At 74.3% G+C, this 21,049-nt stretch carries 17 protein-coding genes and 1 pseudogene; 7 read left to right on the forward strand and 11 right to left on the reverse strand.

Annotated features, from left to right (window positions below):
• Positions 1-97: 97 nt before the first annotated feature.
• Positions 98-1,726: a chaperonin GroEL gene (gene groL / locus H7H31_RS12805; protein WP_187063626.1), complete on the reverse strand. Its 1,629-nt coding sequence runs from the start codon at positions 1,724-1,726 to the stop codon at positions 98-100.
• A gap of 94 nt (positions 1,727-1,820) precedes the next feature.
• Complete coding sequence (gene groES, locus H7H31_RS12810; RefSeq protein WP_014178834.1) at positions 1,821-2,129, reverse strand: co-chaperone GroES; 309 nt, start codon at positions 2,127-2,129, stop codon at positions 1,821-1,823.
• A 300-nt stretch (positions 2,130-2,429) separates the two neighbouring features.
• On the opposite strand from groES, the gene H7H31_RS12815 reads away from it, so the two are divergent.
• Both H7H31_RS12815 and H7H31_RS12820 read left to right on the forward strand, forming a co-directional pair.
• Complete coding sequence (locus H7H31_RS12815) at positions 2,430-3,650, forward strand: class I SAM-dependent methyltransferase (protein WP_308284209.1); 1,221 nt, start codon at positions 2,430-2,432, stop codon at positions 3,648-3,650.
• A 413-nt stretch (positions 3,651-4,063) separates the two neighbouring features.
• Positions 4,064-4,909: an SAM-dependent methyltransferase gene (locus H7H31_RS12820; protein WP_187063628.1), complete on the forward strand. Its 846-nt coding sequence runs from the start codon at positions 4,064-4,066 to the stop codon at positions 4,907-4,909.
• A gap of 180 nt (positions 4,910-5,089) precedes the next feature.
• On the opposite strand, the gene H7H31_RS12825 is transcribed toward H7H31_RS12820, so the two are convergent.
• Positions 5,090-6,616: an MFS transporter gene (locus tag H7H31_RS12825; protein WP_232109815.1), complete on the reverse strand. Its 1,527-nt coding sequence runs from the start codon at positions 6,614-6,616 to the stop codon at positions 5,090-5,092.
• 581 nt (positions 6,617-7,197) lie between these two features.
• Here H7H31_RS12825 and H7H31_RS12830 point away from each other — a divergent pair.
• From H7H31_RS12830 to H7H31_RS12845, 4 genes are all read left to right on the forward strand, one after another.
• Positions 7,198-7,818, forward strand: a complete 621-nt coding sequence (locus H7H31_RS12830; RefSeq protein ID WP_232109816.1) for a TetR/AcrR family transcriptional regulator — start codon at positions 7,198-7,200, stop codon at positions 7,816-7,818.
• Positions 7,815-9,560 carry a hypothetical protein gene (locus H7H31_RS12835; protein WP_187117911.1) on the forward strand — a complete coding sequence of 582 codons (1,746 nt, stop codon included), beginning with the start codon at positions 7,815-7,817 and terminating at the stop codon, positions 9,558-9,560. The genes H7H31_RS12830 and H7H31_RS12835 overlap by 4 nt, the downstream gene beginning before the upstream one ends.
• Before the next feature lie 366 nt (positions 9,561-9,926).
• On the forward strand, positions 9,927-10,640 hold the full coding sequence (locus H7H31_RS34975; RefSeq protein ID WP_372455932.1) for an RNase A-like domain-containing protein: 714 nt from the start codon (positions 9,927-9,929) through the stop codon (positions 10,638-10,640).
• Positions 10,641-10,960: 320 nt separating this feature from the next.
• Complete coding sequence (locus tag H7H31_RS12845; protein WP_187059702.1) at positions 10,961-11,371, forward strand: contact-dependent growth inhibition system immunity protein; 411 nt, start codon at positions 10,961-10,963, stop codon at positions 11,369-11,371.
• A gap of 382 nt (positions 11,372-11,753) precedes the next feature.
• Here the strand turns inward: H7H31_RS12845 and H7H31_RS12850 are convergent, their stop codons facing one another.
• The 4 genes and pseudogenes from H7H31_RS12850 to tsaB all read right to left on the reverse strand — a co-directional run bounded on the left by H7H31_RS12850 (position 11,754) and on the right by tsaB (position 14,761).
• Complete coding sequence (locus H7H31_RS12850; protein WP_176163561.1) at positions 11,754-12,011, reverse strand: hypothetical protein; 258 nt, start codon at positions 12,009-12,011, stop codon at positions 11,754-11,756.
• Positions 12,008-13,183 (reverse strand): tRNA (adenosine(37)-N6)-threonylcarbamoyltransferase complex transferase subunit TsaD, encoded by a 1,176-nt coding sequence (tsaD, locus tag H7H31_RS12855; protein ID WP_187060123.1) that lies wholly within the window; start codon positions 13,181-13,183, stop codon positions 12,008-12,010. Before tsaD ends, H7H31_RS12850 begins: the two co-directional genes overlap by 4 nt.
• Positions 13,184-13,421: 238 nt before the next feature.
• A pseudogene (gene rimI / locus H7H31_RS12860) lies at positions 13,422-13,874 on the reverse strand (ribosomal protein S18-alanine N-acetyltransferase); the annotation flags it as partial.
• 179 nt (positions 13,875-14,053) lie between these two features.
• On the reverse strand, positions 14,054-14,761 hold the full coding sequence (gene tsaB, locus H7H31_RS12865) for a tRNA (adenosine(37)-N6)-threonylcarbamoyltransferase complex dimerization subunit type 1 TsaB (RefSeq protein WP_187060124.1): 708 nt from the start codon (positions 14,759-14,761) through the stop codon (positions 14,054-14,056).
• 98 nt (positions 14,762-14,859) lie between these two features.
• On the opposite strand from tsaB, the gene H7H31_RS12870 reads away from it, so the two are divergent.
• Positions 14,860-15,417, forward strand: coding sequence for a hypothetical protein (locus tag H7H31_RS12870; RefSeq protein WP_187060125.1), 558 nt, complete (start codon positions 14,860-14,862; stop codon positions 15,415-15,417).
• 537 nt (positions 15,418-15,954) lie between these two features.
• On the opposite strand, the gene tsaE is transcribed toward H7H31_RS12870, so the two are convergent.
• From tsaE to H7H31_RS12890, 4 genes are all read right to left on the reverse strand, one after another.
• Entirely contained in the window at positions 15,955-16,608 is a 654-nt protein-coding gene (tsaE, locus tag H7H31_RS34750; RefSeq protein ID WP_187117912.1) for a tRNA (adenosine(37)-N6)-threonylcarbamoyltransferase complex ATPase subunit type 1 TsaE, read from the reverse strand.
• Positions 16,609-16,759: 151 nt separating this feature from the next.
• Entirely contained in the window at positions 16,760-17,956 is a 1,197-nt protein-coding gene (locus H7H31_RS12880) for an alpha/beta fold hydrolase (RefSeq protein WP_187059881.1), read from the reverse strand.
• The gene (gene alr / locus H7H31_RS12885; RefSeq protein ID WP_187059882.1) at positions 17,953-19,206 is read right to left on the reverse strand and encodes an alanine racemase; all 1,254 of its coding nucleotides are present in this window, start codon (positions 19,204-19,206) and stop codon (positions 17,953-17,955) included. The genes H7H31_RS12880 and alr overlap by 4 nt, the downstream gene beginning before the upstream one ends.
• 173 nt (positions 19,207-19,379) lie before the next feature.
• Entirely contained in the window at positions 19,380-21,011 is a 1,632-nt protein-coding gene (locus tag H7H31_RS12890) for an NAD(P)H-hydrate dehydratase (protein ID WP_187060633.1), read from the reverse strand.
• Between the last annotated feature and the right edge of the window lie 38 nt (positions 21,012-21,049).

Here is a 21,049-nt window from a genome sequence, read left to right on the forward strand (position 1 = left end):
CTGGGCGCGGAGCCGGGACCGGGCCGACGCGCCGAGACCCGGCGTTCCCCCTGAGGGGAGCGCCGGGCCTCGTCGGTGGTGCTGGCTGATCCGGGGATCAGTGGGAGTGGCCGTGGCCGTGGCCGTGGCCCGCGTCGGACTCCTCCTCGGCCGGCTTCTCCACCACCAGGGTCTCGGTGGTGAGCAGCAGCGACGCGATGGACGCGGCGTTCTCCAGGGCGGAGCGGGTGACCTTGACCGGGTCGATGACGCCGGCCTTGATCAGGTCGCCGTACTCGCCGGTCGCGGCGTTGAAGCCCTGACCCTTCTCCAGGTCGGCGACCTTGGAGGTGATGACGTAGCCCTCGAGGCCGGCGTTCTCGGCGATCCAGCGCAGCGGCTCGACGACCGCGCGGCGGACGACGGCGACACCGGTGGCCTCGTCGCCCTCCTTGCCCAGGCCGTCCTCCAGCACCTTGGCGGCGTGGACGAGCGCGGAGCCACCACCGGAGACGATGCCCTCCTCGACCGCGGCGCGGGTCGCGGAGATGGCGTCCTCCAGACGGTGCTTCTTCTCCTTGAGCTCCACCTCGGTGGCCGCGCCGACGCGGATCACGCACACGCCACCGGCCAGCTTCGCGAGGCGCTCCTGGAGCTTCTCGCGGTCCCAGTCGGAGTCCGTGGCGTCGATCTCCGCCTTGATCTGCGCGACCCGGCCCTTGACGTCGTCGGCGTTGCCGCCGCCGTCCACGAGGGTGGTGTCGTCCTTGGTGATGGTCACGCGGCGGGCGGTGCCCAGCACGTCCAGGCCGGCCTGGTCGAGCTTGAGGCCGACCTCCTCGGCGATGACGGTCGCACCGGTGAGGGTGGCGATGTCGCCGAGCATGGCCTTGCGGCGGTCACCGAAGCCGGGGGCCTTGACGGCCACGGCGTTGAACGTGCCGCGGATCTTGTTGACGACGAGGGTGGACAGCGCCTCGCCCTCCACGTCCTCGGCGATGATCAGCAGCGGCTTGGAGGCACCCTGCTGGATGACCTTCTCCAGGAGCGGCAGCAGGTCCTGGATGGAGCTGATCTTGCCCTGGTGGATCAGGATGTACGGGTCGTCGAGGACGGCCTCCATACGCTCCTGGTCGGTGACCATGTACGGGGACAGGTAGCCCTTGTCGAAGGCCATGCCCTCGGTGAAGTCCAGCTCCAGGCCGAAGGTGTTGGACTCCTCGACGGTGATGACACCGTCCTTGCCGACCTTGTCCATCGCCTCGGCGACGAGCTCGCCGACCTGCTTGTCCTGGGCGGACAGACCGGCGACGGCCGCGATGTCGGACTTCTCATCGATCGGGCGGGCGGTCGCGAGGAGCTCCTCGGAGATCGCCTTGACCGCGGCGTCGATGCCCTTCTTCAGGGCGGCCGGGGAAGCGCCGGCGGCGACGTTGCGCAGGCCCTCGCGGACCAGCGCCTGGGCCAGCACGGTGGCGGTGGTGGTGCCGTCACCCGCGATGTCGTTGGTCTTGGTCGCCACCTCCTTCACGAGCTGGGCGCCCAGGTTCTCGTACGGGTCCTCGACCTCGACCTCACGGGCGATGGTGACGCCGTCGTTGGTGATGGTCGGGGCGCCGAACTTCTTGTCGATGACGACGTTGCGGCCCTTGGGGCCGATCGTCACCTTGACGGCGTCAGCGAGCTTGTTGACACCGCGTTCGAGGGCGCGACGGGCGTCCTCATCGAACTTCAGGATCTTCGCCATGGTTGCCTAGAGTCCTCTCCAGAGAACTGCGCCCCGGACGCCCGGTTGTTCAGACACGGGTGGCCGGGGCGCAGATCACGTAAAACTGGGTGAATTACTTCTCGATGATCGCGAGCACGTCGCGAGCCGAGAGGACGAGGTACTCCTCGCCGTTGTACTTCACCTCGGTGCCGCCGTACTTGCTGTACAGCACGACGTCGCCGACGGAAACGTCGAGCGGAAGACGGTTGCCGTCCTCGAAGCGGCCCGGGCCCACGGCCAGGACGACGCCCTCCTGGGGCTTCTCCTTAGCGGTGTCCGGAATGACCAGGCCCGAGGCCGTGGTCTGCTCGGCGTCGAGCGGCTGGACCACGATGCGGTCCTCAAGCGGCTTGATGGCAACCTTGGAGCTGGCGGTCGTCACGATCCGACCTCCCCCTTCGGAGATCTCACGGGGTTAACTGTCTGAGGTGGCGACCTGGTAGATCCGTCGTCGCGGGTGCCGGATCTGCCCGTCGCTGTGTTTGGCACTCCGCGATGTGGAGTGCCAGCCCTGAGACTAGGACGCGGTTAGCACTCGGTCAAGCGGAGTGCCAACGCGGCGCCGCTCGTCGGGCCACGTACGCGGCGTGTCGGGGGGCGCGTTCGGAGCGCGTGCCGGGCGCGTCCGACCGGGCCGCCCGCCCGCGCGCCCCGGTCGCGGGTGCGCTGCGAGAATGAGCCGGTGAGCGCCACCACCCCGCCCGTCGAGACCTTCCACGCCCTGTTGACCGACGAGGGGCAGGCCCTGCTCGGCGCGCTGCGCGACCTCGACCCGGCCGCCGAGCTGACCGCCGCCACCCGGCTGCGCCGCGATCACCCGGCCGAGCTGGTCTCCGCCGCGATCGGCCAGGCGCGGCTGCGCCAGCGGGCGGCGGCGAAGTTCGGCGCGGCCGACGCGTACCGGATGTACTTCACGCCCGACGGCGTCGAGCAGGCCACCCGCGCCACCGTGGCCGCGCACCGGGCGGAACGGTTCGCGGCCCTCGGGGCGCACCGACTGGCCGACCTGTGCTGCGGCGTCGGCGGCGACGCGATCGCGCTGGCGCGCGCCGGCGTGCGGGTGCTCGCCGTCGACCGCTCCCCGCTGACCTGCGCCGTCGCCCGCGCCAACGCGGCGGCGCTTGGCCTCGCCGACCTGATCGAGGTGCGCTGCGCCGACGTCGCCGACGTGGACACCGCCGGTCACGACGCGGTGTTCGTCGACCCCGCCCGGCGCGCCACCGGACGGGGCGGCTCCACGACCGGCGGCCGGGGCCGCATCTTCGACCCCGAGGCGTACTCGCCGCCGCTGTCCTGGGCCGTCGGCGCCGCCCGCGCCGTCCCGTACGCCGCGCTGAAGGTCGCGCCCGGCGTGCCGCACGAGGCGATCCCACGGGACGCCGAGGCGGAGTGGATCTCGGACGGCGGGGACGTGAAGGAGGCCGTGCTGTGGTTCGGCACGGCCCCGGGCGCCCGCCGCGCGACCCTGCTGCCCGGCGGCGCCTCGCTGACCGGCGCGGGGCTCCCGGACCCCGAGCCGGGACCGGTGGGCCGCTGGCTGTACGAGCCGGACGGGGCGGTGATCCGGGCCCACCTGGTCGCGGACGTGGCGCAGCGGGTCGGCGGGCGGCTGATCGACCCGACGATCGCGTACGTCACCGCGGACGAGCTGGTGCCGACGCCGTACGCCAGCGCGTACGAGATCACGGACGTGCTGCCGTTCAACGTCAAACGCCTCAAGGCGCTGTTGCGCGAGCGGGAGGTCGGGGTGCTGACGGTGAAGAAGCGCGGTTCGCCGGTGACGCCCGAGGAGCTGCGCAAGAAGGTCAGGCCGCAGGGCGCGGCGTCGGCGACGGTCTTCCTGACCCGGGTGGCCGGCGCGCCCTCCATGCTGATCGGCCACCCGGCACGGCCGGCCGGGTAGGACGGGCGGGCCCGGCGCGGGCGCGCGCGGGCACGCGCGGGCGATGGCGCGCGTTGGGCTGGGCGCCGTCGCGGGGCGTGGGCGCGCACTGGCCTGGGCGTCGTGGGCATGGGCACGCGCGTTGGCCTTGAGCAGGCGGTCTCCGGCGGGGCGGGCGCTCGTGAGGCCGGCTTACCGTCGCCGGACGCCTCGCCCGACTCACCTCGGTGGCACGTCGGTTGCTCCGGCACCGCTCGAATGTCTGGGCAACACTCCCGCACCAGGCGTATTTCCCCGCCCTGGATGCCGAACCGCACCGTGAACCGAGCCCGGGGCGGGAGACGCTCGGTCCGCGCCGTCCGTCGGGGTCGGCGCCAAGACGGCAGGCGGTCGGGCTCGACGGGCGGCCCTCGGCACGACGAAAGGTTCCGACGATGAACGACACCCATGTGTCCCATGCCGAGAGCATCAGCGCGATGTACGACCAGTCCACCGAGTTCTTCCTCGCAGCGCTCGGCGGCAGCATCCACTACGGCTACTGGCCGGACGCCTCGGACAGCGGCTCCATGGTGGAAGCCTCCCGGCGCATGACCGCGTTGATGATCGAGAAACTCGGCGCCACCGCCGGTCAGTCCGTGCTCGACATCGGCTGCGGCGCCGGGCGCCCGGCCGTCGAACTGGCGATGGCGACCGACGCCCGGGTGACGGGTGTGACGATCAGCCCGGAGCAGGTGCGGGTGGCCACCGAACTCGCCGCCCGGGAAGGGCTGGCCGAGACGGTGCGTTTCCAGCGAGCGGACGCGGTCGACCTGCCCTTCGCGGCGCGGAGCTTCGACGGCGCGTGGCTGTTCGAGTCCCTCCTGCACATGCCGGACCCGGAGCACGTGCTGCGGCAGACCGCGCGGGTGCTGCGCCCCGGCGCACGGGTGGTGATCTCCAACGTGGTGCTGCGCGGCCCGCTGTCCCCGGCGGACGAGGAGTTGCTGGCGACCTTCGGCGAGCTGGTGCGGGCCCCCTCGATCGTCCCGCTCGCCGCGTACCCGGAGTTGCTGGCGAGGAGCGGCCTGACGCTCAGGGAGTCGCTCGACATATCCGAGCACAGCGTCCGTGGCACGTACGAGAGCTGCCGGGACGCCGCCGAGAAGCTCCTCCAGACCATCGACGGGGGTGCCGCCGACCCGGCGGTCGTCGATCTCCTCCGGCGCACGAGGGACATCGCCGTCCGGTTCACGGGTGACACCCGGATCGGGTACGCGGTCCTGGTGGCCACCAGGGCGTAGCTGGCCGGTGACCACCGGCGCGTGGCGGCTGCTGACCACCGGCGCGTAGCCGGCTGCTGACCCGGGGCGTGGCCCCGGTCCGGGTGGCGGGCGGCCGGGCTCCGGCGACGTCGGGCCCCGCCCCCGGACCGGGTGGTCTGGTCAGCGGGACGGCGATGCGACGGGCGGGGACGAGGCCCGCTACCCGGCCGCTCCCCGTGCGCGCCCACCCTCGGCCACGGCGCCCGCCCCGGCTCCCGTCGCGGTGGCGGCGGCTTCGGCGGACGCGCCGGGCGCCAGGGCCTGGCCCCGTCCCCGTCCCCGTCCCCGTCCCCGTAGCAGCGTGGCCGCGACCAGCGCGGCGGCCAGCAGCAGGCCGGCCGAGGCGGCGAAGGCGGTGGCGTATCCGCTGGTCAGCCGCTCGGCGGCGGAGCCGTGCGCCCGGTCGGTGGCGCGGGCCGCCACGGTCACCAGGACCGCGAGGCCCAGCGAGCCCCCGATCTGCCGGAAGCTGTTGAGCAACCCGGAGGCCATGCCGGCCTCGGCCGGGGTGACGCCGGTGGTGGCGGCGGTGCCCAGCGGTACGAAGCACATGCCGACGCCCACGCTGGCGACCAGGGAGGGGCCGAGCATGGCGGTCAGGAACGTGCCGTCGGCGGAGACCGCGAGCGCGAACCAGCCGAAGCCGGCGGCCCCGACGGTCCCGCCGATCACGAGCGGCCAGCGCAGGCCGACGGCGGTCACGGCGCGGGTGGCGATCACCGAGCCGACGACGATCCCGGCGCAGAACGGCAGGAAGGACAGGCCGGCCTCGGTCGGGCCGTAGTCGAGGACCTGCTGGGTGTAGAGCGACAGGAAGTAGAACGTCGCGAACTGGCCGGAGAACAGCAGCATCACGAAGAGGTTCGCGGCCAGCAGCGGGCGGTTGGCCAGCAGCCCGATGCGCAGCAGCGGCTGCCGCGTACGCAGCTCGACCACGACGAACGCGGCGAGCAGCAGCACCGCGAGGGCGAGCGTGCCCACCGTCCCGGCCGAGGCCCAGCCGTAGCTCTCCGTTCGCACCAGGCCGAAGACGAGCGCGGTCATGCCGAGCGTGACGAGCACGGCCCCGGCCAGGTCGAGCCGCGGCGGGGCGCCGGTGCGCCGGCCGGGCGCGATCCAGCGGCGCGCGCCGAGCAGGGCGAGCGCCACGATCGGCACGTTGATCAGCAGGACGGAGCGCCAGCCGGCCGCCTCGGTGAGCAGCCCGCCCGCGAGGACGCCGACCGCGCCTCCGGCCGCGCCCGCCATCCCCCACAGGCCGAGCGCCCGGGAGCGGGCGGGCCCGGCCGGCAGGGTGACGGTGATGAGGGCGAAGGCGACGGGCGCCAGGGCCGCGGCGCCCACGCCCTGGAGCGCGCGGGCGGCTATCAGGGCGCCCGGCGAGCCGACCAGCCCGCCGCCGAGGCTCGCGGCACCGAAGACGGCGAGCCCGGCGATCAGCGTGCGCCGCCGGCCCACGAGGTCGGCGAGGCGCCCGCCGAACATCAGCAGACCGCCGAAGGCGAGCGCGTACGCGTTGACCACCCACAGCAGGTCGTCGGCGGAGAAGCCCAGGTCAGCGCGGATGTCGGGCAGCGCCACGTTCACCACGGACATGTCGAGCGCCACCAGGAACTGGACGGTCAGCACCACCGCGAGCAGTCCCCCGTGCCGCGGCTCCGGCCCCGCCTCGCCCCCCGCGTCCACGCCGCGCGGAACGGTTCGCCCGACCTCGCTACCGCTTCCGGTGGTCCCGCCCCGGGGACCGGCTTCGTACGTCACAACTCACCCTCCGGGCATGCGAATTGAGCCGACCACGCGGCCGGCTTCCAGCACTCTGCGACGCAGATTACTACACGCGTGGAAAAACTCACCGGGGCCGTTCGCCACCGCCGGCGGCCGGTGCCGTCGGGGCCGAACGGGAGGGTGGGCACGGCAGCACGGCCAGGCGCCGGGGAGGATGGGGACCAGGCGGTCGGGCGGCCGGGCGGATCGGGTGATCGGGTGGCTGGGTGGACCGGGCGGATCGGATGATCGGGCGGGCCGGATGGTCGGGTGGGCCGGGTGGCCCGGGTGGCCAGCGCGGCGGGGTGCCGGGCGCCGGGCCGGCCAGACGTCGGGACGAGAAGCGGTGAACGGGTGAACGGGTGAGCACGGAAGAGACGGCAGCGGCGCGCGAGGCGGGAGCGAGGGCCGAGACGGGAGCGGGGGCCGAGACGGGAGCGGGGGGCGCGCGCGCCACCGGGCGGCCTGTGGGGCGGCCCCCGCGCCTGGAGCGCGCGGCGATCGTGACCACCGCGCGGCGCATCCTGGAGGAGGAGGGCGTGCACGCGCTCTCTATGCGCCGGCTGGCCAAGGAGGTCGGCAGCACCCCGCGCGCGCTTTACCACCACGTGCGCGACAAGGACGAGTTGCTGCTGCTCGTCCTCGCCGGCATGGCCGCCTCCGCCCCACGCCCCGACCTGCCCCCGGCGCCGCGCGAGCGCATCTACGTCACGGCCCTACACATCCACGACGTGCTCCGACGGCTGCCGTGGGTGGTCGAGGTGCTCGGCCTCGGGCACGTCACCGACAAGGGCGCCATGTGGATGGTGGAGGAGATCCTCGACTCCGCGATCCGCTGCGGCCTGGAGCCGCGCGAGGCCATCCGCGCCTACCGCGCCATCTGGTTCTACATCTACGGCGACCTCGCCTACCACGCCGCCACCAACCGCCGCGCCAACGAGGCGACCGACGGCGTGACGCACCGCCCGATCCCCGACATGCTCACGCCCGAGGACGCGGCGACCCTGCCCCGGCTGACCTCGCTCGGCGACCAGTGGCACGAGGTCGCGAGCGCCTGCGACGTACCTAACGGACTGCACGCGCTCATCGACGGCCTGCTCGCCCGCGGGGCGGCGAGGGGATGAGCCAGCCGCTACGGATCGTGCCCGACGAGCCGTTCCCCGAGGTCGGCACGGCGTTCCACACCGCGCTGAGCGCCGACGGGCGGTGGCTGGCCGTGGTCGGCTACCTGGGCGGCGCCTTCTCCCGCTCGCGCACCGTGGACCTGCCGCACGGGTCGCGCCCCGCGCCCCGCGTGCTGGTCTACCGGCGCGCCGACCTGTCGTACCACCGCACCGTGGCGGTACCGGGCGAGTCCGTGGACACGCTCGCCTTCCATCCCACCCTGCCGCTCCTCGCGGTCGGCACGGACGAGGGGGACGAGTACGCGCGCCACGGCACGCTGCTGTTGGCCGACGTGGTGACGGGACGTCAGACGCGGGTGGTGTGCGCCGACGCGGGCGTGGCCGCGCTGCGTTGGCGGGACGCCGACACGCTCGACGTACTCCTCACCGAGACCGACCACGACCTGGCGTCGGAGGGGCTGATCCGCTACGCCGAGTCCGCCGTGCCCCGCCCGCCCTCGGGCGACTGGCTCGCCCTGGCCCCCGAGGCAGAGGAGACGTCCGAGCCGCCCCCGGACGCCCCCGAGCCCGCGCCCCTCGCCGTACGGCAACCGGCCGCGTCCGACTGGGCGGCCCGCCTACCGAAGGTGGACGTCCCGGCGCGCCACGCCGAGCTGCGCGAGCTGGCCACGGCCGGCGGGCGCGACTGGCGGGCGCGGCGCGCGGTGTGGGCGGTGGCGGCGCTGCGCGACGGCCGGGTGTTGGCCGCGCGTGAGGACAACCTGCTGGAGTGCTGGTCGCCCGAGGGGCGGCGGATGTGGACGGTGCCGCCGCCGGCCGAGTCCTTCCAGTACGTCGGCCTCCAGCTCCAGGTCACCCCCGACGAGCGCACCGCCCGCGTCACGGTGGCCACCGGTACCAGCGACAACCGTCGCTCCACCGTGCTGGCGGTCTCGCTGGCCGACGGCTCCGTGCGCACGGAGCACCACCTCCGCTACCCGGCCCTCCTCGCGTCCCGCGCCGACGGCGTCTGGGCCGCCCGCGACACCTGCGAACTCTTCCCCGCCCCGCCCTCGTGGTCCCCGTCCGCCACCCTGCTCTTCGCCCCCGACGGCACCCCGCTCGGCGCGGTCCCCCTCGGCCACTACGACGTGCGCACCGAACTCACCGTCCGCCGCGCGCCGGACCTGTACGCCCTGGTCGTACGGGACCGCCCGGCGCCACCCGGCACGGAGACCGACGCCGCACGGGCCGACGCCGCCGGAGGGTCGTACGCGTACGCCGCCGAGCAGGCGCGGCTGGCCCACCAGGAGACGTGGCTGGCCCGCGTGTCCCTCGGCGAACGGAACGCGCCCGGCGCCGTCGTGCCACTCTTCCCGCTCGGCCCGAGGACCGCCGTCCGTGGCGGCCCGGCGGTCTACGTCAACGACGCCGCCGGCCCCGCCCTCATCCTCGCCACCGCCGACTCCGGCACCCCCCGCCTCACCCGCAGGTCCCTCCCGCACGGCGAGCCGACCTGGTCGCTGCCGACCGACTCCGCCATCGCGGGCGTGGACCTGCACGCGAACACCCTCTACGCGGCCACCGCGACGGGCGACCTCCTCACCCTCTCCCCCACCACCGGCACCCTCCACACCCGCCACCCCCTCACGTCCCCGGGCGGCCACCCCTTCACCCCCCTGACCCTGACCGCGACGCCCACGGGCGACGTGGTGATCGGAACGCTGGAGGGGCGGTTGCTGGTGCGGGGGCTGTCGGCCTGACGGGTGGGGGTGGTGCGGGGGTTCGGAATGCCGTGCGGGGGTGGGGAGTTCCGGCGGTGGTTGGCCTCTCGCGGTCGGGCTGCCGGGCGTAGCGGCTCGCCCGTGAGCCCCGCTTAGCCGGCGGGTGCCTCGCGGGGCCAGCGTGGCCGAATGGGCGACGGCCATTCAGAACTCGCTGTTACAGTGCCGATCTCCAGGGTGACAAGGGGGAGGCATGCTGGACCACCGGACCGAACATGCCCGGAAGTTGGCACTCCAGCCGAAAGCGCCGCACGGGCCTTTCACCTTTCCAGAACCCTCTGACGTAGCCCTCCCACGCTTCCCGGACTTCCGACCGCAAAGCAGCTACCTCAAATTAGGGGCGCAATGAACAAGAGCGATCTTGCCGTGCCGGAGGACGGTCTGCCTGGCCTGGCCTCAGCGAGATGCAGTCCTACCTCGCGACACAGGCCAAGCGCATGGCGACCATCGTCGACGCCATCGAATCGGGTTGGCGCAGCCCGGCGGCCAGCACGTACGCCGAGTTCCAGCAGAGCGTGGCGCGCGACCTTCCACGCGGAACAGGCACGCGCCCAGGCATTCGGCGCGCGATCCCTGGACGAGTTCAAGAAGGAACACAAGTGGACCGTTCCGGGGACGTCACCGAACAGCTTCAAGCTACCCATAGACTTGGCAAATCAGGAAGGAATCAGCGGCGCCCATACAATAGACAAGCACGTAGGAAAAATAGATGCCCAACTAGCGCAACGGCTCCGCGACCAGAGCGGAATCCCAGGCTCGTCCTCTTTCGCCAACCTCAGCGACGCCCAACGGTTCACACAACAGTGCATAGAGAAGAATGAAGGTGCAATAAAAAGCTACCTCGCCTCCGGTCCCGATAGGCCGCCTTCCAAACTATTCAAAATGGTTTGCGGAACAATAACTGGAACCAGTGCCAAATTCTCCTCCAGAAGCGGCGAAGAGAGGGGTGCAGACCGACGAAGTGCGCGGCGTGCAGATCAGAGCCAAGCCGGCTCCCGACCTCGACCCTCCCTTCACTATCCTCACCTCAATGCCAGCATCAGTGACACCGTAAGATAGCGAGAGAACGCGTGCTTGACCAAGAGACTTGCAAATTTCTCCGCCTATCCGGCGCTCACGACATCCTCTCCGTGTTCCACTCGGGCGAACTCCCCGCATCGGCCGAAGCGAGAAACCGGAAACTTCAACCGGTCCTCCGTGCCGCCTGGGCCCTGAGCGAACAAGGAGGACGCACACTGCACGAGACAGCGGACCAAGTTCGCCGTATTGCTGAGATATTTTCCGCTACTCCAAAGGGAGTTCCGGGTATTGTTCGAAACATCCCGAGAGCGTCGTCCAACCAAGAAACAGCTAACATTCTGCTGGACGTAGCTGACTATGTGGAGAGCTGGCCTTACGGGAGTGGCTCCAACCTGGCAGACGCCACCCCCACCCGCCACGAGCTGAACTTCCGCTTCCCGCATCTCAACCACCTCCTCCAGGTGTACTTCGGCCAAGACGGCATTGCCTACGAGGACGACGAGACCACCGAGGTCCAGGGACTGGAGATGTACATCCAGAGCGTCCACCCCACGTGCCCCTGGCGCCTCCCCGGACTGGTCGGCGAATGCCACGAAGCGCTGGCCCTCTTCCACGACGAAGACTCCTTGTTCTGGTTCTTCCAGGAGGGCTACCTCATGGGCTCCGGCTCCCTGTCATGGACGGAATGGCTGCCGCTCATCGCGGACACGATGACGGCGCACATGCGCGAACACCACAGTTACCGTTGGCGGACTCTCCGAGAGGACTGAGCCGTTGCGTACCGGGTCTGCCGCCTATCCCGCCCGAGTAAGCATCTTGGCGACCCGAGGCCCGGTGAGTGTGCGGGCGGCGCGCGGCGCACTGAAGCGGGATACCGCCCGTGCGCAGGGCTTCACCGTTCAGACCACCTTCCCGACCTGCTTCCAGGGCGGGACACCATGCCCCTCACGCCACGTGAGCACAGCGCGGACACGCCGAGTTGGGCATGGAGGTCGACCCACCAGCCCCGTACTCCGCACGCGTCTGGCTCGCCTCGATCGCCGACCAGCTCAGCAACCGCCCCACCCCGGGCGGCCCCCCGCCGCGCGAGCCTGAGCCTGGTCAGTAGCCGGCCAGTAACCCACCCACCCGCCCGCGCGCCGCGAGCGCCCCCTACTCCCCCGCCACCGCCTCGAACCGCCAGCGGTGCACCGGACGGCTCAGCAACTCGCCCGCCGGGGTGGGGAGTTCGGGGAGGTCCGCCTCGTACGGGGCGTCCCACCAGGTGATGACGAGGACGCGGTCGCCGGGGGCGCGGAAGGTCTCGCGGCGGAGGGGGGCGGGGGTCAGGGGTTGGGCGCGGGCCCAGTCGAGAAGTTCCGGGCCGCGGCCGTCGGCGGCTCGGGCCTCCCACATCAGCGCGAGGGTCATGAGTAGAGGTTGTCCTTGCTCATCTCGTGGAAGTGGTCGTGGGAGTGGCCGTCGCCGTGGGCGTGACCGTGGTCGTGGCCGTCGCCGTGATCGTGGTCCGGGGCGTGTGGGGGCGCCGGCACGTGGGGGTCGGTGACCGGGAGGGAGGAGTCGGCCGACAGGTCCCAGGCCGACGCGGAACGGCCGCGGGCGACCATTTCCGCGCCGAGGGCGGCCACCATCGCGCCGTTGTCCGTGCACAGGCCCGGGCGCGGGACGCGGAGCACGATGCCGGCGTCCTCGCAACGGCGCTCGGCCATCGCGCGCAGCCGGGAGTTGGCGGCGACGCCGCCGCCGATCATCAGGTGCTCGACGCCGTTGTCCTTGCAGGCCCGCACCGCCTTGCGGGTCAGCACGTCCACCACCGCCTCCTGGAACGAGGCCGACACGTCGGCGACCGGCACCTCCTCGCCCGCCGCCCGCTTCGCCTCGATCCAGCGGGCGACGGAGGTCTTCAGGCCGGAGAAGGAGAAGTCGTACGCGGCGTCCCTGGGGCCGGTCAGGCCGCGCGGGAAGCGGATCGCGTCCGGGTCGCCGTCGCGGGCGATGCGGTCGATGACCGGGCCGCCGGGGAAGCCGAGGTTCAGGACGCGGGCGACCTTGTCGAACGCCTCCCCCGCCGCGTCGTCGATGGTCGAGCCCAGCGGCCGTACGTCGGAGGTGATGTCCGGGGCGAGCAGCAGCGAGGAGTGGCCGCCGGAGACGAGGAGGGCCATCGTCGGCTCGGGCAGCGCGCCGTGCTCCAACTGGTCCACACAGATGTGTGAGGCCAGGTGGTTCACCCCGTACAGCGGCTTGCCCAGCGCGTACGCGTACGCCTTCGCCGCCGACACGCCGACGAGCAGCGCGCCGGAGAGGCCGGGGCCCGCCGTGACGGCGATGCCGTCCAGGTCGCTGGCCGCGACGCCGGCCTGCTTCAGGGCCCGCTGGATGGTGGGGACCATGGCCTCAAGGTGCGCCCGGCTGGCCACCTCGGGCACCACGCCGCCGAAGCGCGCGTGCTCGTCCACGCTGGAGGCGACCGCGTCGGCCAGCAGCGTGTGACCGCGCACGATGCCGACCCCGGTCTCGTCGCAGGAGGTCTCGATGCCGAGGACGAGGGGCTCGTCTCGGCGGCCGGATGCGTCAGCCATGGGTTCCCGTCTCTGTCTCGCGCGCCGCCCGCGGCGCTGTCTCGGGAGCGCGCTCGGGCGCGTGCTCGGGTGGTTGTTCGGTTGCCGGTCCGAAGGCGTCGCCCGCGATCGGATCGGCGGGGTCTGTCACGCCGGCCATGTCTGCCGTGCCTGGCATGTCTGCCACGTCTGCCGCGTCTGTCACATCCGCCGCGTCGACCGGGTCGTCGGCCCCGTCGTCGGGTGGTGCGGCGTGGGTTGCCGGGGCCGCCGGGCCGGACAGCCGCATGACGAGGGCGTCCACGTTGCCCGGCTGGTAGTAGCCGCGCCGGAAGCCGATGGGTTCGAAGCCGAAGCGCTCGTACAGGCGCTGGGCGCGCGCGTTGTCCACCCGCACCTCGAGCAGCACCTCGTGGCACTCGAACGCGGTGGCGGCGGTCAGCAGGTCGCTCAGCAGCCGCGCGCCGAGCCCGGTGCCCCAGTGGCTAGGGGCCACGGCGATCGTCTGCACGTCGCCGGTGCCGTCCACGGCGGCGAGCCCGGCGTACCCGACGAGGCGGCCCGTAGCGTCCTCGGCGACCACGTAGTGCCGGCTCGCCCCGGCGCCCCTGGCGTGGGCCAGCTCCGACCAGAACATCCCCGGCGACCAGGCGTCCTCGGGGAACAGCTCGCCCTCGATGGCGAGCACGGCGTCCAGGTCCCACCAGCGCATCTCGCGCACCCGCGGGGCCTCGTCAGCGCCGCCGCCAGCCGCCACGGCAGCGCTCGGCCGCTCGGCTGGGCCGCCCGCCGGCCTTCCGCCGTTCGTCGCGGCGGCGCCCCCGGGAGTGACGGTGCCGGTCGGCGGCTCGGCTTCGCTGCCGGGCGGGGCGCCCGTCTCGCGCGCTTCGCTCACTTCGGGGTGACCACCTTGTAGTTCGCGGGCACCTGCGCGTCCGGGCGGCGCAGGTACAGCGGCTGGTTCGGCGGGAACTCCTCGCCGGCGGCCAGCTTCTCCACCGCGAGCGCGGCGAGCGCGGCGGCGGACTGGTGCTCGGGGAGTTCGATCCCCTCCGGAACGCCGGGCAGCGCGGCCCCGGCGCCGGCGCCCGCCGAGGCGAAGACCTCGCGGTAGAGGGTGCCGCCGGCGCCCACCACGGGGAGCCCCGCCACCTGCTCGGCGATGTCGGCCGGCCGGTCGACGGCGGGCTCGCTGACGCGGGTCCTGCCGTCCGCGTACCGCGCCCAGTAGACCTCCTTGCGCCGGGCGTCCGTGGCGACGACGAACGGCCCGGTGAGCCCGGCCTGCCCGGCGGCGTACGCGATGCCGTCCAGCGTGCACAGCCCGCGCACCGGGATGTCGAGGGCGGCGCCGAAGGCGGCGGCCGTCGCGAGTCCCACCCGCAACCCGGTGTACGGGCCGGGGCCGATCCCGGCCACGACGTCCGTCAGGTCGCCGGGTGTGGCGGAGGCCGACGCGAGCACCCGGTGCACGGCCGGCAACAGGAGCTCGCCGTGTCGGCGGGCGTCCACCTGGTGGGAGGTCGCGAGAGTGGTCCGGCCGTCGTGGAGCGCGACGGTCACGGCGGGGGTAGCGGTGTCAAGAGCGAGCAGCAGCACGCCCACAAGCCTACGACCGTGGGCCGAGCGTCGATCCCGCGCCGGCTTTCCGGGTGCTACCGTCGGCCCGGTAGAGGCGTGACGAAGGGGGCTTCAGCGTGGCACGGAACAGCTCCGGAACCATCGTGGCCGGACTCACGGCCGGGGCGATCATCGTCGTGGGCATCCTCGCCTACCACGCCTCCGCGAACGCCCCGATCAACCCGAACCAGGCGGCCCGCCCCGGTGCCTCCGACTCCGCCAAGCCCAAGGACAAGGCGAAGAAGGAGAAGTCCACCGCGATCCCGGCCAGCTCCGGCACCGGGCGGCGGGTGGTGTACGCGCTCAGCGACAAGCGGGTCTGGCTGGTCGGCGCGAACGAGCAGGCCATCCGCACGTACCCGATCTACCCCAGCTCGGTCAGCCCGGCCCCCGGCACGTACAACGTGACCTCCCGGTCCGCCAGCGTCACCGGCTCGGACGGGGTGTCCGTCGAGCACGTCGTGCGCTTCCACACCGAGGGCGACATAGTGTTCGGCTTCAGCGCCGCGGTGGACGGCTCGACGCCCGACCCGGACTCCAACCGGCGCACCGGCGGCATCCGCGAGAAGCGCGCGGACGGCGCGGCGATGTGGACCTTCGCCTCGACCGGCACCGAGGTCGTCGTCGTCCGTTAGGGACAGGCGTGGGTCATCGTCTGTCTGACGGGCGTGGGTCGTCGCCCCTGTCTGACAGGCGTGCGTGGGCGGCGGGCGTACGTGGCTGACGAGCGTGTGCGCGACAGGCGTACGGGTGTGCTCGACGGGCGTACGGGAGCGACAGGCGTCCGTGAACGAGGTGCTGAAGAGCGCGCGGAAGAGCTCGAAGGTCAGGCCGCCTCGCGGCGACAGTGCGCCGTCGGTTGGGGCTCTGTCGCCGGTTCGACCCCGGGGATCGCGTGTCCCCCGGGCGGCGTGGAGAGCTCGGTCGCCGCGGCACAAGCCGCCAGCATGTCAGCCACCGATGGCGCCTTCGGGCAGCTTCGCGCCGGCGGCTTGTTGGGCTGGTGAGTCTCCATGGGGTGCCTCCCGGTACTCCTGGGGCATGGGCGCGCACGGGCGGTTAGGTACGCCTAACTAGCGCGCTCAAGTCCATGTCACCACGCCCGGGGCGGTGAACGCAACATCTTCCCGACGGCTTGTCGGAATCTACAGCGTGACGTGACCGCCCGGCCGCTACGCCTCCAGCGGGCTCAGGTCCACGCCCGCCCAGCGCGCCCCGACGCCGGTCACGGTCACCCGGCGCACGTCGGCCGCCTCGGCGTCGGCCTCGGTCGTCGCGGCGTCGACGTCGAGGACGGCGGGGCCCGTGGCGTTGGCGGGGATCGGCTCCGGGACGTCGGCGGGGGGCGTCGTGGCGGCGGTCGCGGCGCGGGCGGCCGGGGCGGCGGGGTGCGGGGCGGCGAGTTCGCCGTCCGCGCCCACCGCGCGCTCGATCACGACGTGCAGCCGGTCGTCCGACAGTTCCTCGACCTTGCCGTCGCCCCACTCGACGACCACCACCGACTCCGGCAGCGACACGTCGAGGTCGAGGTCCTCCATCTCGTCCAGGCCGCCGCCGAGACGGTAGGCGTCCACGTGCACGAGCGGCGGCCCGTCGCCGAGCGGCGGGTGGACCCGCGCGATGACGAAGGTCGGCGAGGTCACCGCGCCCCGCACGTCGAGCCCCGCCCCGAGGCCGCGGGTCAGCGTGGTCTTGCCGGCGCCCAACTCGCCGGTGAGCAGCACCAGATCGCCGGGGCGCAGCAAGGCGGCCAGGCGGCGACCCAAGTCCCCCATGTGCTCGGGGGTGTTGACGGTGATCTGTGCGCGGGCGTACGGAACGTTCATGTTCGCCGATGGTACGGGCCCGCGCGGCCCGCCCCACACTCCCCCGACGCCTGGGGAACGGCCCCCGCGCCGACCCCGGAACATCCCGTTCCGGACGGGTGGGCCGGGCAGCCGGCCCCGCGCGTGGGGCGCGGCCCGGTAGGGGAAGCGGTCAGGTCGGGGTGGTGGGGCTCGGGTCGGTCGCGGCGGGCGCGCCGGTTGCCTCCAGGAGGCGGAGCAGGGCGGCGGTGACGGTCTCCGGGTGCTCCAGCATGACCAGGTGGCCGGCGGTGGGGACGATCTCCAGGTGGGCGTCTGGCAGGAAGTCGGCGATGGCCTCGCTGTGCTCGCTCGGCGTGATCAGGTCCCGCTCGCCCGCAAGGACCAGGACCGGCAGGGCGCCGAAGACGGGCAGCGCCTCGGACTTGTCGTGCTCGGCGAAGGCCGGGTAGAACTCGGCCACCACGTCGATCGGCGTCGCCTCGATCAGCCGCTCGGCGAACCGTGCCACGCCCGGGTCCACGTCGCGCGAGCCGAACGAGTAGCGCTTGATCACCCCGGCGAACAGGTCGGCCGTCGCCCGCCGCCCCCGCTCCACCAGCTCCGTCTGCGCGCCGAGCGCCCGCAGCGTGCTGGGCAGCACCCGCCGCACGGCGCGTACGCCGGCCGCCGGCAGCCCGAAGCTGACCTCGCTGAGCTTGCCGGCCGAGGTGCCGACGAAGGCGGCGCCGACCACCCGGCGCCGCACGAGTTCGGGGAACTGCGCGGCCAGCGCCATGATCGTCATGCCGCCCATCGAGTGGCCCACGAGGATCAGCGGTCCCTCGGGGGCCGCGGCGTCGATGACCGCCTTGAGGTCGCGGCCGAGCAGGTCGATGGTGACCGGCTCGCCGTCCTCGCGCTGGGCCCGGCCGCGCTCGGAGCGGCCGTGGCTGCGCTGGTCCCAGTAGACGGCGCGGGCGATGCCGGCCAGCGCGGCGCGCTGGAAGTGCCAGGAGTCCTGGCCGAGGCAGTAGCCGTGACAGAAGACGAGGGTGGCCGGCGGCCCGGCCGCATCGCCGCCCTCGGGCGCCCGCGCCGGACCGGGCTCGACCTCGTACGCCAGCTCCGTGCCGTCCTCGGCGACGGCCACCCCGGGAGTGCCCCGCAGGGTGCCGTACGGGCCGGCCGCGTCCAGCGCCAGCCGGGCCTTGCGACGCACGCCACGGCCCACCGTCAGCCGCTCCACGGCGACGCCGACCGCGGCGCCCGCGGCCACCACGCCTAGCGCCGCGCCCGCGAGGCCCGCGCCCCGGCGCCACCCCGCGCGGGCCGCCGCCTCGACCGCGCCGGCCGCCGCGTCGACCGCCCCGCCCGTCTCCTCGCTCATGTCGGGGTGCCCGCCCCCGCGTCCCCGGCCGGCGATACATCACCCGTACGGGCGATCTCGGCCTCCGTCGTGAGGGTGGCGGGCTCCGCCGGTGAGGACGCGCCCGGCTCGCTGTCGGCGTGCAGGTAGACGCGCGGGACGCGCTGGCCGATGCGGGTGACGATCTCGTAGGCGATCGTGCCCACGGCCTGCGCCCAGTCCTCGGCCGTCGGCTCGCCCCGGTCGCCCGGCCCGAACAGCACGGCCTCCTCGCCCACCGTCGCCCGGTCGCCGCCGAGGTCCACCACGAACTGGTCCATCGCGACCCGGCCGGCCACCGTCCGCCACTTGCCCGCCACCAGCACCGGGCCCGTGTCGGACGCCGCGCGCGGCACGCCGTCCGCGTACCCGACGGGGACCAGCGCCAGCGTCGTGTCGCCCGGCGTGCGGTAGTGGTGTCCGTACGACACGCCGTGCCCGCCCGGCACCCGCTTGACCAGCGCGATCGACGCGGAGAGCGTCATCGCCGGGCGCAGCCCGAAGTCGGCGCTGACGCCGACCTCCGGGCTCGGCGAGACGCCGTAGGTCGCGATGCCGGCCCTGACCAGGTCGAAGTGGGCGTCGGGCAGCGTCAGCAGGGCGGGCGAGTTGGCGATGTGCCGCACCTCGGGGGCGATGCCGGCGGCCTCGGCGTGCGCCAGCATCTGTCGGTACGCGGTGAGCTGGGCGGCGATCGAGGGGTGCCCCGGCTCGTCCGCGCACGCGAAGTGCGACCACACGCCGGTGACGCTGATCGTCCCGTCCGCCTCGGCCCGCCGGGCGGCGGCCACCAGGTCGGCCCAGTCGTGCGGCTGGCAACCGTTGCGCCCGAGCCCGGTGTCCGCCTTGAGCTGCACTCGCGCGGCCCGGCCCGCGGCCCGCGCCCCGGCGACGGCCTCGCGCAGCGCCCACATCCCGCTCACCGACACGTCGATGTCCGCCTCGACGGCCTCCCGCCAGGGCCCGCCCGGCGTCCACAGCCAGCACATCAGGCGCCCGGTGTCGCCGGCCGCGCGCAGCGCGATGGCCTCCTGCGGGGTGGCCGTACCCAGCCAGCTCGCGCCCGCCTGCCGGGCCGCCCGCGCGCACGGCACGGCGCCGTGGCCGTACGCGTCCGCCTTGACCACGGCCATCAGCTCGGCCCGGGGCGCGCGGGCACGCAGCGCGCGCACATTGGCCCGGAGCGCGGCCAGGTCGACCGTGGCTCGGGCACGCATCGGTGTCTCGTTCATCAAGGCCAGTGTCTCAGGCGCCCCGCGCCCCCTCCCGTGGCCCGCCTGCCCGCCCCGCCGCCGCCCGCCGGCGAGCGGCCCGCGCTCCCCTCGCCGCCCCGGTCGGCGGCCCGCCGCCGCAGCGTGCGCCGGCGCACGCCCATGGCCCGGCCCGCCCCGGCCGCGCACCCGCCTCACCCGGCCGCTGCCACGTCCCGCCAGGCCGCGCCCAGGGCATCGGCCACCTCCAACGCCGTGATGGGCGCGCCCGGGCGGCCGGGGGTCGCCGCCGCGTGGCGGGCCGCCAGGCCGTGCAGGTAGGCGCCGGCCGACGCGGCCGTGCGGGCGTCCAGGCCGGTGGCGAGCAGCGCGCCGGTCAGGCCGGAGAGCACGTCGCCGCTGCCGGCGGTGGCCAGCCAGCCGGTGCCGGTCGGGTTGACGCGGACGGGCTCGGCATCCGAGCCCGTGGCCGGGCCGGCGACCAGCGTCGTGGAGCCCTTGAGCAGCACCGTCGCCCCGGTCTTCGTCGCCAGTTCCCGCACCGCCGCCAGCCGGCCCGCCTCGACCTCCTCGCGGGAGCGGCCGAGCAGCGCCGCCGCCTCACCCGCGTGCGGGGTCAGCAGGGTCGCGGCGGTGCGCGCGCGGACGCCGTCCGGGGGCAGCAGCCGCAGCGCGTCGGCGTCCACCAGCACCGGAACGTCGCTGGCCAGCACGTCGGCCAGCGCCCGCCGGGCGTCCGCGTCGTCCCCGACGCCGGGCCCGACCACCCACGCCTGCACCCGGCCCGCCTTGCCGGGCGGGCCCGCCGACACCAGGGTCTCGGGGAAGCGGGCGATCACGGCGTCGGCGGCGGGCCCCACGTACCGCACCGCGCCCGCGCCGCCGCGCAGCGCCCCGGCCACCGCGAGCACCGCCGCGCCGGGGTATCGGGCCGAGCCCGCGACGACGCCGACCACGCCGCGCCGGTACTTGTCGCTCTCCGCCGCCGGGCGCGGCAGCACCGCCGCCACGTCCGCGTGCTGCAACGCCTCCACGTCGGGCACACGCGGCAGCCACGGGCCCAGGCCGATGTCCACCAGGCGCGGGGCGCCGGCGTGTGCGGCGGCCGGGTCGATGAGCAGCCCGGGCTTGTACGTGCCGAAGGCGACCGTCGCCGTGGCCCGTACCGCCGCGCCGCGCACCTCGCCGGTGTCGGCGTCCACGCCGCTGGGCAGGTCGACGGCGACCACCGGAACGCCGGCCTCCGCGACGGCCCGGGCCAGGTGCGCGGCGTCCGGCCGCAGCCCGCCCCGGCCGCCGATGCCCACGATCCCGTCCAGGACGAGATCGGCCCGGGCGACGGCCCGCAGCGCGGGATGGTCGTCGCGCCGCCCCGTACGGGCGCCGTCCGCGCGCCCGCCGTCGGCCCGGTCCACCGCGCCGTCGCCCGGCCCCACCGCCGGGCCCGACCCCGCGTCCAGGCCGGTCGCCTCGACCAGCCGGCCGCCCGCCGCGCGCAGGGCCGTGGCACCGCCGGCGTGGGCGCGGTCGGGGGCGAGCAACAGGGCGGTGACGGCGGCCCCACGGCGGGCCAGCCGGGCGCCGGCGTAGAGGGAGTCGCCCCCGTTGTCGCCGCTGCCGACGAGCAGCACCACCCGCGCGCCGGACACCCGCCCGCGCCGGGTCGACCCCGGCCCGGTGCGGGGCCCCGGGCCCGCGCCCAGCAGCCCGGCGCAGGCGGCGGCGAGGCCGGCCGCGGCCCGGTGCATGAGCGTTCCCTCCGGCAGCCGGGCCAACAGCTCCCGCTCGGCGGCCCGTACGGTCTCCACGCTGTACGCAGTCCTCATGCGCCCCAGTCTCCCGCGCCGGTCGCCCGCCGGCCGGG

The sequence above is a fragment of the Streptomyces buecherae genome, from assembly GCF_014295035.1.
GTDB lineage: Bacteria > Actinomycetota > Actinomycetes > Streptomycetales > Streptomycetaceae > Streptomyces > Streptomyces youssoufiensis.